Annotated in this window: 6 protein-coding genes; all 6 read left to right on the plus strand. The window is 36.8% G+C overall.

The genetic code is table 11. From position 1 onward, the window contains the following. Window positions 1–156: 156 nt before the first annotated feature. On the plus strand, window positions 157–1,842 hold the full coding sequence (gene dapE, locus CKF59_RS00475) for a succinyl-diaminopimelate desuccinylase (RefSeq protein ID WP_119534026.1): 1,686 nt from the start codon (window positions 157–159) through the stop codon (window positions 1,840–1,842). Window positions 1,843–1,844: 2 nt separating this feature from the next. After that, window positions 1,845–2,291, plus strand: a complete 447-nt coding sequence (gene ruvX, locus CKF59_RS00480) for a Holliday junction resolvase RuvX (RefSeq protein WP_119534027.1) — start codon at window positions 1,845–1,847, stop codon at window positions 2,289–2,291. 215 nt (window positions 2,292–2,506) lie between these two features. Further along, window positions 2,507–2,851 carry a Grx4 family monothiol glutaredoxin gene (gene grxD / locus CKF59_RS00485; RefSeq protein ID WP_119534028.1) on the plus strand — a complete coding sequence of 115 codons (345 nt, stop codon included), beginning with the start codon at window positions 2,507–2,509 and terminating at the stop codon, window positions 2,849–2,851. A 561-nt stretch (window positions 2,852–3,412) separates the two neighbouring features. Next, the gene (locus CKF59_RS00490; RefSeq protein WP_222985438.1) at window positions 3,413–7,360 is read left to right on the plus strand and encodes a S8 family serine peptidase; all 3,948 of its coding nucleotides are present in this window, start codon (window positions 3,413–3,415) and stop codon (window positions 7,358–7,360) included. Window positions 7,361–8,313: 953 nt separating this feature from the next. Beyond that, window positions 8,314–10,353: a bifunctional 2',3'-cyclic-nucleotide 2'-phosphodiesterase/3'-nucleotidase gene (locus tag CKF59_RS00500; protein ID WP_119534031.1), complete on the plus strand. Its 2,040-nt coding sequence runs from the start codon at window positions 8,314–8,316 to the stop codon at window positions 10,351–10,353. 214 nt (window positions 10,354–10,567) lie between these two features. Continuing rightward, on the plus strand, window positions 10,568–12,516 hold a 1,949-nt coding region (locus tag CKF59_RS00505), incomplete at its 3' end, for a bifunctional 2',3'-cyclic-nucleotide 2'-phosphodiesterase/3'-nucleotidase (RefSeq protein WP_119534032.1).

The following is a 12,516-nucleotide window of genomic DNA, read 5'->3' on the forward strand; positions in this document are numbered from 1 at the left end:
TCTTCAATGTTATTGACAATAAATTATTTACTTTTTGTTGCTAAATACTTTTGACTCATAATTTCCAAGAACAAAAGTCTTCTGCAAGTTTTACAGATTCTTAACCTAAAAATAAGATAAAATAATATTTAATCTTGGTACGTTTTATTATTCATTATGACAAGAAAATTAACTTTTAAAGATTTATTACATACCCAGCCTTGTGCACCTTATTTTTTAGATCCTTTAGCAGCAGAAATTGACTATACTTCTGCTTTAGCCACGCTCGAAGAGTTTGTGAGTCGTAATACCGTTTCTCCTGAAGATGCTAATATTCAGCAAGATCTTGCTAAGATTTTAGCTCCCTACAACTTTAAAGCAATAAACTTTAATCATGGAGAAACTACCAACACCCTTTTTATTCGCTTAGGAGCAAACAGCCAATTACCAAGTGCTTATAGCCATGTTCTAGATCAAGATTTTTTACTTGATCCAAATAACTCTGAAGTTTTTGTTCCTTGGGATAAACTCAAAGCTCAATTTCAGCAAGCAAAACTTGCTCGAGGAAATATTAATGGCGTAACTTTACCACTATTATCTGATTTACCTATTTTTGTCTTTGCTGGACACACTGATGTAGTGCCTCCTGGAGAATTAGGTAAATGGACGTATAATGCTCCCTTTGCACCGGATTTTCACGAAAATGTATCTCCAAACCCTTATCAAACGATTCCTAATATCGATGAATATGTAGGAGCGGTGCAAGGACAAACCAAAGCTAATATTGTCTTTAAAGAGCACAATAGCCCAATGCAACAAAGTAGTCTCACCCAATATCTCCAACACCCAGAGTTAAGTCTTGTGGGTCGTGGAACTACGGACATGAAAGGGGGCTTAGTTGCAAGTATTTTTGCCATTACCGCTCTCCTTGATACTTATACCGGCAGTAAAGCTATTGAAAATACTACTTTTGCGTTTTTAATTACTTCGGATGAAGAAGCAGCAGCTTTACACGGAACTAAATATGTAGTTGAACAACTAGCTGAAGTAGAACAATCTCTTACTTGGTGTGTGATTGCAGAACCCTCATCTTCTAAAACCGTGGGAGATACCATTCGCAATGGACGTCGAGGTTCAGCTTCTTGGTGGCTTACCGCTAACGGTGAACAAGGACATGTAGCTTATCCGCACTTAGTAGATAATCCAATTCATAAATTAATACCCGTACTCAATGCAATTCAAGAGGAACTCTCTCAACTTGATCAAGGAAATGAGAACTTCCCTGCTACAAGTTTTCAGTTAGTAGAATTAGCTGCTGGCGATGGAACCACCAATCTTGTTCCAGGACAAGCTCATGCTCAATTTAATATTCGTTTTAATAATGAACATACTTATGCCTCTTTACAAGCAAAAGTAAATGAAATTATTGCTCGTTTCCCATTTAACGAACAAATTCAAGTAACCTCAAGTTGTTCAGGTGAATCTTTTGTTACCCCAAAAGATAATGAGTTTTGTCAAGATTGTGCTCATATTATCTCTTTGCTCACGCAAGGAGAAGTACTATCACGCTTTGATACTGGAGGCGGTACTTCTGACGGACGTTTTATTACCAAAATCTGTGAGCAAATGTTTGAGTTAGGAACAACTAATGCTACTTTACATAAAGTAAATGAACAAGTTGTCTTAGGGGAGTTCTTTGCCTTAATCCAAATCTATTATGCTCTTACCGCAAAAACTATTGGCTTAGTAGATTTTGATGAGCAAACCTTAAATACTATTTGCCAACTTGTACCTACTAAAAGTGATAACCCAATTCCAGCTTCTTCTGAGAAAGCTCCTGGAATTCATTGTGAGCAAGAATAATTATGGGATATTATCTAGGTGTTGATTACGGCACAGGTAGTACAGGTATTGCGATAGGTCAAGACATTACGGCTACAGCTCAACCTCTCACTACCATTAAAATGAGCAAAGGTAAGGTTGATCATGCAAGCTTTGATAAGCTAATGAAAGAATGGCAACCAACCGCAGTAGTGGTAGGCTTGCCTCGCAATCAAGATAATAGCTTGACTGCAGTTGCCCCTAAAGTAGTAGCTTTTGCTAAGTGGGTACATAAGATTTTTGCAGTTCCGGTTTACTTTATTGATGAACGTAATACTACTACCAGTGCCAAAGAATTTATCTTTGATAAATACTCTTATAAAGGCTTACAAAAAGGCAAGGTTGATAGTATTAGTGCCGCTCTTATTCTTCAAGCTTACTTTGATGGCGAAGAATATCAAGAGTATATTCCAGGACACGAATACAACTAATTCAAAGTCCTAAAAGTAAGCTCTAAGACATTCACTTACAAAATGTAGGTATTTAAAAAAGCTTTAGACCTTGAAAAATCAAGGGTTAAAGCTTTTTTCCTTTATTAGATCTTAGCTAAACCAAGAGATAGATTCTCGTGTGTTATAATCTATAACTTGAAAAGTTTTTCAACAAATTCAGTGTCTTTTTATTAGCTATCTATTGAGAATTTTTTATGTCAGAAGCAGGAAAACAACCAACTAAAGAAGAAGTATTTGCACGTATTCAACGTCAAGTTACTGAAAATCCAATTGTAATCTATATGAAAGGAACACCACGTTTTCCTTCATGTGGTTTTTCAGCTCGTGCAGTACAAGCATTAATCAACCAAAATATTGATTTTGCGTTTGTAGATATTTTACAAAATCCAGAAATCCGCCAATACTTACCAGAATATGGTGACTGGCCAACTTTCCCACAATTATGGGTAAAAGGTGAGCTTGTTGGAGGATGTGACATTATTTTAGAATTAGAAGCTTCAGGCGAATTAAAACAAATTCTTGAAGAAGCAGTAAAATAATTTACGATAATTTACTCTAGTACCGCAGATAGATTATTTGCGGTACTCTTTTATTTGTCTTCATCATAGAAAAATAACATTCAAACTTTTGGGGATCATGGCAAATGAACTCCAAAATTATAAAAAACTCTGCTTTTGCTCGATTTACCTCTTACCTAAAATTTTTTATATATTAGTATCACCTATTTATCTTTTACTATTCTTCGCTCTTCTCCCAATAATTCCTTGCTTCCCGAATCTTTAGGAATAATCTCCCTTTATCTCCTCCCTAATTCCCAAACAAAAATATTACAATTTTTTAACTTTTTTCTTAAAAATCTTTATCTAAAAAAGCAAAAACAATATATAATAAGCAATGATAATTTGGCAGTTATCGGTAACTACTTTTTTAATTTAGGCAAACAATTAAAGTAGTTATCTATTTTTAATTAGGATTAACTCTCAATAATATATTTTAGAGACTCTCTTCTTTATATTATGTTCTTTTTTCTCAAGAAAGAGGTGGCTCTCTTTCTTGAGATCCTAATTTTTACATTTAACGGATCTAATTTTTTATCGGGCATGAATAAGAATTTTCTCAAATTAAATCGCATTTGCACTTCTTTGGCTTCCGTATTTATGGCAAGCCTGCTTGTGGCATGTGGTGGCGGTAGTAGCAGTAGCAATAATAGCTATAGTAATGCTAATAGCAATAGTGCTTCTACCCAAATTAGTACTAGCACTTCTAACCAAGCGAGTACAAGTAATTCTGCTACTTCGACTCAAGATAGCACTAGTAGCAATAATACTACTCCTGCAAACCCCGTAGAAGCAGACGGTGCAGCAGTAGTTTTTCAACCTTATATAGTTGCAGGTGATAGCAGCTTAAACTCCTCTTCAAGTATCACTTTAACTGATCCCCCTTCTTTAGAACATAAAAATACCTTTAACCTTAACTCTTTAACTAACAACCATAGCCAAGCTCCAAAAGAAGCTCTTGCTCCTTTTAATGCTTTAGGCTTAGCAAATGTTGATAAAGATCAGGTTTTAGTGTCGCAATTTGTTCAGGACGCTCAAGTACCAGTAGCAGCTAATACTACTACTTCAGATACGCTTAAACTGAATCTAACTCGAGGTGAAGGAACTAATGTTCTTATTTACGACTCTTACTTCTTTGAAAAGGATGTAAACATTAATCAAACTCAAGTAACCTTATACGATTTTGATTACAATACTACTACGAGTAAAGTTGAGTTTACGCCAAATACAACGAGTACCGAAACTAGTAATGCAACTAGTGGGCATGGTTCATTTATTCTCTCAATTCTTGCTGGAAAAAGAGACACTAACTCTTTTGGGATTGCTCCTAATGCCATGTATACGCTTGTCGATCTTTCACAAGCTTATACTAAAATGCTAAAGCTTGATGAGGATAATCCGAATCTAACATATGATCATCCATTAGTAGAAGCAGTAAAATACTTTGAACCTCGTATTGTTAACCTCTCGAGCATGCCAAGCTTACCTGACTGGGCAACAGCCCTAATGAATCGTGGTTTTGAGATGGATTTCCAACTCTCAAGTGAGGATGATGAAACAAGTAAACTATTAGGAAGTATATCTGGAGCAACTGATGCTTCTAAACTATTAAATTTAGATCAGTTCTATGCTCTCTGTGCCGTACTTGCGGGACAAAGCACCGTCTTAAAATCAGGTTTATCCCTATATATTGATGGTTGGTATCCAACTTTAGGACAAGATAAATCCCCATTACTTGTAAACTCAATTGGGAATATCTACTATAGTGACTTCCTTAAACTCTACAATGGTTTAACGGAAGTTAACAATAGCGATACTAATCCTCAAGGAACATTTAAGACTTGGTCGGATACTAATCCTTACCAAGCAGTGTTTAAGATCAATAAAGAACATCAAGTAGCCCAAACAGTTATCGACCATGAGGGAGCACAAAATACCTACCTCACGGTAGCCGGAGTTATTACCGACACTAAAGGTCAAGCTAAAGCTTTTATCAAAGAGCAATTAGATAAAGTTGCTAGTGGAGAATTTACTGGTCTTAAAGATAATCCGGAAACAGATCCGTCATTATTTGATTTTAATGATGACGTTCTTAACAAAAAAGAAGTTTATATTTCCCCAAACTCTTATGCTTGTGGAGCTGCAGCTAACTATTGTGTGGTTGCCCCTTTCTATAGCTATGGGTTCTTTAATAATAATTTAACTTCTACTACATACGACAAAAGTTATGTAGCTGCTGGAACTTCTTTCTCAGCTCCTTATGTAACGGGAGTGGCTACGCTTGTGGCTTCGCAATTCCCGTGGATGACCGCTTCTCAACTCAAAACCACTTTAATGACCACCGCTTACGATCTTGGTACAGCAGGGGTTGATGAGTACTTTGGTTGGGGCTTAGTCAATGCCCAAATGGCTTTACAAGGTCCTGCTTACTTTGCAGCTAACACTACCTTTGCTGTAGACATGAATCGTGATGCTAGCCCTCTTACTCACTTCTACTTTAGTAATAATATTAGTGGAATGGGAAGCCTAAGCGTGAGTGGACCAAATAATCGTTTCTTAAATCTTGTAGGGAACCAAAGCTTTACAGGGACAGTAACCGTAAACAGTGGAAATCTTGTGCTTGCTCGTGATAGTAGCATTGCTACGCCAGCAATTCTCCCAACCGACTATACTAAAGGAGAACACAACACTAGCTATACTCTGACCGGTGCGCAAGCAAAACTTTGGTTATACGGCTATAAAGTAACAAGTATTACTGCAACCACTGGAAATGTATACAGTCATGCTGGGGAAGCTTCGACTCTAACTCTTAGTGGTAACGCTCAATTAAATGTTGGTTTACAAGCTCAAAAACAAGCTGACGGCAGTGTGGCTTTAACTTCAGGATTAACGCTAGGACAGGCAAACTTAAATGATAATGTAACCCTAGCCGTAACCATGGGGACAAGTTATGTTCCTACCCAAACTGAAGCCAAAGAAGTTTATGCAATTGAGTGGAGTGGACATAGTGGAACCTTTGCTGGAGGCGTGGCAGTTGCAGGAAATAGTTTTGTGACCTTAAATAAAGTAAGCGATGCTTATGATACTAAAGGTTATAAAGTTAGTTACCAAACACAAACCGCAAATAGCGTTGCTAACTCTCTAAGCTTAACCAGTATAGATCAAAGCTTAGCGGTGCAAGGAGCTCAAGCTGTTGATGATCTCTTCGCTCGAGCAGATGCTATTTCTGCTCAAACTTCGGTAACCGTAACAAATACCACCAGTACTTCAAGTTCGAGTCCTCTAACCGACATTACCAAAACTACCGGTTATGCTCAGGCTCAATTTGAACTTCAAGCTTTAAACACCAATGGAGTAAGTGTAACTAGTACGACCTCTACAAGTTCTGCAGAGGCGAGTCAAGTAACCTTAACTGCAGATCAAACTAGTGATACTACCACTAGTAGCGAAACTAGTGTCAGCAGTGAGAGTGCGGATACTGCAACCTTAACGGCGGCTAGCCAAGTACAAAATCTTAATAGCACTGAGTTAGCTGAACTCTTTATTAGTGCTTCAGGAGTGCAGTATGCTAATTTACAAAAAGTTGCGAACCAAAATGCCCGTCTCGCTCACTTTAAATTTGCTCAAACTAGTCTGAGCCGTTATCGCACTGATGACCAAAAAGTTTATGCTTACTTGGACTTTACTGCAGGTAATCAACTATGGCAAACTAACGGCAGTTCTCTTAAAGGTAGTGCCCAAGAGAATAGCTTTACCGTTGGGGCTTATGCTCAAAAGAATAATTTTAACTGGGGTGTTGCAGCTTATCATGCCAATATAGATTATAAAGAGTACTTCCGTAGTTATAATCAACGTGCAAATAAAGCTAATCTCAAAAACAATGGAGTATTCTTCTCTTTAGGTTATGCTTTACCAAAAGCATGGTTTGGGGCAAGTCTTGGCTTTGTCGATCACTATGCTGAAGTGACTCGTTCTACTTTAAGTGCTAATGACCAAAGTGCGATTTTTAAAGCCCAAGCTTATAGTTTAGGTTTCCATGCGGGTTACCTTGTACTAGGTAACGCACAGGCTGGTGTTGAATTAAATGCAGGGTTAACCACGCAATACCATATGCAAAAAGCATTTAGTGAAACCGCAACTAGCAGTGAGGCAAGTGTATTCTCACTCTATGCTGAGAAGAAAAACTCTTTCCAAGCTTATGCAAATCTTGGTGCTAAAGTATTCTATAACTTTAAACTCTTTGGTTATAACGCAGGGGTAGATGCTCAGCTAACCTTCTCTCAAGCACTACAAGACGATAAATTTAACTTACGTTTAAATAATAATCGTCAAACAGCTACAGGTTTTGCGAGTAAATTCCTTACTAGCGTTAATACCGGCTTTAATGTTTACCTGACACCAAAAGTAAACCTTGGTATTAATGCACAAGCCCAAAAAGCTAAAGATTATCGTAATTTTAATGGTAATGTTAACCTCAAATTAGCTTTCTAAGTAAGTGGATTTAATTTAAGTAAATACAAGCTTAAGCAGAGGTAAACTTAAATTACTTACTAGTTTCTAGATTCTAAAAACATTTAAGGCTTATCCTTTCGGATAAGCCTTAAATGTTTCGGGGTTTGATCTTTAATTGCATTACTAGAAAAGCTGTCAGCAGTAAGAGTGCTATTGGTTAGTTGAATGAATGTGAATGCTTTATAAAATTAGGACTAAAAACAGCACTCTTACGCCCTCTAGTTTTTCCAGATGCTAGATTATAATAGAAATAAATTCTTAAAATAATTTTGATAAATTCGTTACTTTAGACAAACAAACTAAGAAAAAGTTTCAGAAAAAATGAACTTTTCGCTTGCTTTTCCTTAATTCTTCTTGGTTTTTGCTTTTACTCCTATAAATTTAGATACCATGTATAATTAAGTTATTTGCGCTACCTACTATTTTACGCAAAATATCTTAGAAGAACGTAACTTTTTCTTAATTTCTTGTCATCTGCCCATTTACTCCTTCCCTCAAGATTTTCTTTCAAGAAATATTATATTTTTCAAAACACTATTTCTTTAAAAAAACCTCTCACCATTCGCAAATTTAGAAACACCTAACAAAAACTAGGTTTTTATCTCTTTTGCCTCACGGATTAAAACTGTTTACTTTTGCTCACTTTTAATTTCATCTCACAAATTCCCTTATTTTTCGGTTCTTTATAGCTAATTTTTCCGCATTTTAAGTACTAGTTAGCAAGCATTTTTTTCTTAATCTCGCATACTTTTCAGGTAAAATATGGGCAAAGACTTTTATATTTGCAGCTTAAGGCGAGCTGCTCTAAGTCTTCTAACTTGTTTTTAGGAGAATAAAGTTGCTCAAATTTTGTTGCCTCATCAAAGTCTGGGTGCATTAAGTACTTTAAGTACTTGCTTGTATTTTGTAAAAAACTTTCCCATCTAAGCATTATGAAATTAGCTGCAACTTTAAAATTAGCCAAATTATCTTCAGCCTTTGTGGTATTAGGTTTAGCGAATATGGCATTAGCTAACCCTACCATTCAATTAAGGGTTATTGAAACTACCGATATTCACGCTTACTACACTGCCTATGATTACTTTAAAGATGCTCCAGTACAAAACTATGGTTTAACTCGTACCGCAACTTTAATTAAACAAGCACGTGCAGAAGTACCTAACTATGTTCTTGTAGATAATGGTGATTTAATCCAAGGTGGAATTATTGGTAACTGGGCATTAAATGATAACTTTCAGTCTTATCAAATTCACCCAGCATATCAGGCTTTCCAATACCTCAAATATGATGTATCTAACTTAGGTAACCATGAGTTTAACTTTGGTTTACCTTACCTGAATAAAGTAGTAGAGACTGCACAAACCTTAGCTCAGGTTCCTGTAATCAATGCTAATGTGTACGATGCAAAAACTGGCAAAAACTACTTTACCCCATATGTAATTCAAGATAAAGAAGTTGTAGACTCAGAAGGTAACAAGCATACCATTAAAGTTGGTTATATAGGTTTTACCCCGCCAACGATTATGCAATGGGATGCAGATAAACTTGTTGGACATGTAACTACCGCTCCAATTGTTGAAACGGCACAAAAATTTATCCCAGAAATGAAAGCTAAAGGAGCTCAAGTAATTATTGCGATTCCTCACTCTGGTATTGGAGTAGTTTCTCCTTCAAATTCCCTCTATGAAAACCAAGTAATTAACCTAACCAAAGTTCCAGGAATAGATGCTGTAGTCTTTGGTCACTCTCATGCCGTATACCCTTCAGCTGAATTTAAAGACGTAAAAGGTGCGGATATCGAAAGAGGTTTAATTAACGGCGTACCTTCGGTAATGCCAGGACGCTGGGGTGATCACCTAGGGATTGTTGATCTTGTTTTAGTACAAGATGAACAAGGCAACTGGAAAGTAGATAGCAACAAATCAGTGGCTTTCACTCGTGCAATCTATGATGGTAAAAACCGTAAAGCTTTAGTTGAAGAAGATCCAGGTCTAGTAGCGGTATTAGAGAATACTCACAAAGCAACTCGTGAATATGCCAATGCCCCTATAGGTCAGCTTTCAAATAACCTTTATGGTTACCTTGCTTTAACTCAAGATGACTATGCAGTAAAACTTGTAAACCAAGTGCAATTAGCAACCTTACAAAAATGGGCTGGAGAACAAGGTAATACTTACCAAAACTATCGCTTATTATCGACTCAAGCTCCATTTAAATATGGTGAGCGTCATAATGATGTAACTAACTTTGTGGCAGTAGACAAAGGAACTTTTGCTTTACGTAATGTATCTGATGTTTACGTATACCCTAATACTTTTAACGTGGTAAAACTTACAGGGGCGGAATTAAAAGGTTGGTTAGAATGTGCTACCGGTCAATTTAATCAAATTGATCCAAATAACACTGAACGTCAAGATTTAATTAACTACCAAACTTATCGTACTTATAACTATGATGTGTTCTATGGAGTTACTTATCAAATTGACGTAACCAAACCTGCTAAATATACCTCTACTTGTAAGCCTACTGGCGTTGAAGGAGCAGGGCGTATTGTTAACTTAAAATACACTGATGGTAGTGAAGTTAAAGACAGCGATAATATCTTAGTGGCAACCAATAACTATCGTGCAAATGGTGGACGCATGCCTGGTACTGGTGCTGATCATATTGTTTATGCAGGTCTTTCTACTTCACAAGAAATCATTATGGATTATGTAAGTGAAATCTCTAAACAAGGAACGCCAGTATCTATAGATACTAATCCAAGTTGGTCATTCTTACCAATTCCAAATGGTGAGCAACTGAATGTAGTGATCTACTCAGCTCCAGATGATAAAGCGGTAAACTGGACCCTACAAAACTCAGTATGGCCATTAACTAAACTTGGTTTAGATAATGCTGGTTTCCAAGAGTACCGTATTGATTTATCAAAATATCAACCACAAAATCTCATTAATAATCACAATAAGTAAATATTTACCTAGTTATAGATTTACATAGATCTAAATTTACACCATCAATGTAGATTTGCTTATATAAATGTAAAGTTACCTAAATGTAGCTTTACTTAAGGCAATATTTACTTTGAGATTAACTATAAAAGGTAAGAGGTTAAACTTCTTACCTTTTTGTGCCTCTAAACTCTTAATTTTCTTGAACTTACCCTTTCCACTTTAGGTAAACTTTATGAAATTATTCACCTCTCTCCTAGCCAGTTGCTTTTTTACTCTCGCTATAGCGCAAACGCCTCAGATCAAACTCCGAATTATTGAGACTAGCGATATTCATGCCTACTATACAGCTTACGATTACCTCAAAGATCAAGCGGTAGAACACTATGGTTTAACTCGTACCGCTACTCTCATAAAACAAGCTCGAGCTCAAGTAAGTAATTCGGTACTTATTGACAATGGAGACCTAATTCAAGGTGGTCTTATAGGTACTTGGGCTGTCGAAAACAATTTTCAATCTTATCATCTCCACCCTGCTTATCAAGCTTTTGCTTATCTCCAATACGACGTTTCCAATCTAGGGAATCATGAATTTAATTTTGGGTTACCCTATCTCCAACAAGTAATTTCCAGCTCCCAACAACTAACGGGAATTCCGATTATTAATGCCAATGTTTATGATGCCGTTTCCGGCAAAAATACCTACACTCCTTACGTTATTCAAGACAAAAAAGTTGTAGATTCCCAAGGCAATTATCATATCCTCAAAATCGGCTATATAGGTTTTACCCCTCCAGCAATTATGCGTTGGGATGCCGATAAACTTACCGGTAAGGTCATTACCGCACCGATTGTCGAAACCGCAGAAAAGTTTATTCCTGAAATGCAAGCTCAGGGAGCGCAGATAATTATTGCTATTCCTCATTCAGGAATTGGGGTAGTTGCACCATCTTCCTCTTTATTTGAAGATCAGGTAATCAACCTCACTAAAGTTCCAGGCATAGATGCTGTGGTCTTTGGACACTCCCATGCGGTTTACCCTTCAATTGAGTTTAGCGAGATTGAGGGTACGAACATAGAAAGAGGTTTAATTAATGGTGTGCCTGCAGTAATGCCTGGACGTTGGGGAGATCATATCGGGATTATAGATCTCACCCTTGTCCAAGATGCTCAAGGTCAATGGCAAGTAGATCCTCAACAATCAATTGGCTTTACCCGAGCAATTTATGACTGGCAACAACGCCAACCACTAGTTGACGAAGATCAGGAGTTAGTTGCTCTTTTAGAGCCTATCCATCAACAAGTACGTGCCTATGCCAATGGACCTCGTGCTAAAGAAAATGCAGAAGTAGGACAAGTAGCATCTAACCTATATGGATATTTAGCTTTAACTCAAGATGACTATGTGCTTAAACTTATTAACCAAGCTCAAATGTATAGTCTTGAACAATGGGTACAAAGTCAAGGGCAAACTTATCAAGGTTATCGTCTTCTAGCGACCCAAGCTCCATTTAAATATGGGGAACGTCACAATGATATTACAAACTTTACGGTTATAGATAAAGGTGTCTTTACCTTACGTAATGTTAGTGATGCCTATATGTATCCTAATACCCTTAATATCATCCAAATTACAGGATTGGAATTAAAGAACTGGCTCGAGTGTGCTTCCGGACAATTTAATCAAATTAATCCTCAAACTACCGTACGTCAGGAACTGTTAAATTACCAAACCTTTCGTACCTATAACTTTGATGTATTTTATGGAGTAACTTATCAAATAGACGTAACTAAACCCGCTAAATACACTTCAACCTGCAAAGAAACTAATACTCATGGAGCAGGAAGAATTTTGAATTTAACCTATAAAGATGGAACTCCAGTTACCGATAGCGATAAAATTCTCGTGGCTACCAATAATTACCGAGCTAATGGGGCAATCTTACCAGGTACAGGTGCAGAAAAAATTGTTTTTGCGAGTCAAACAAGTTTACAAGATACGATTATGGACTATATCGCTCAGATTACCGCTAACGGCAAAGAGGTATCTATAGATTTCACCCCAAGTTGGTCATTTTTACCAATCTCAAATGGTGAACAACTAAATGTAGTGATTTACTCAGCTCCGGATGAGAAAGCGGTAAATTGGAGCTTACAAAACTCAGTATGGCCATTAACTAAACT

The sequence above is a fragment of the Psittacicella gerlachiana genome (genome assembly GCF_003585965.1).
GTDB lineage: Bacteria > Pseudomonadota > Gammaproteobacteria > Enterobacterales > Psittacicellaceae > Psittacicella > Psittacicella gerlachiana.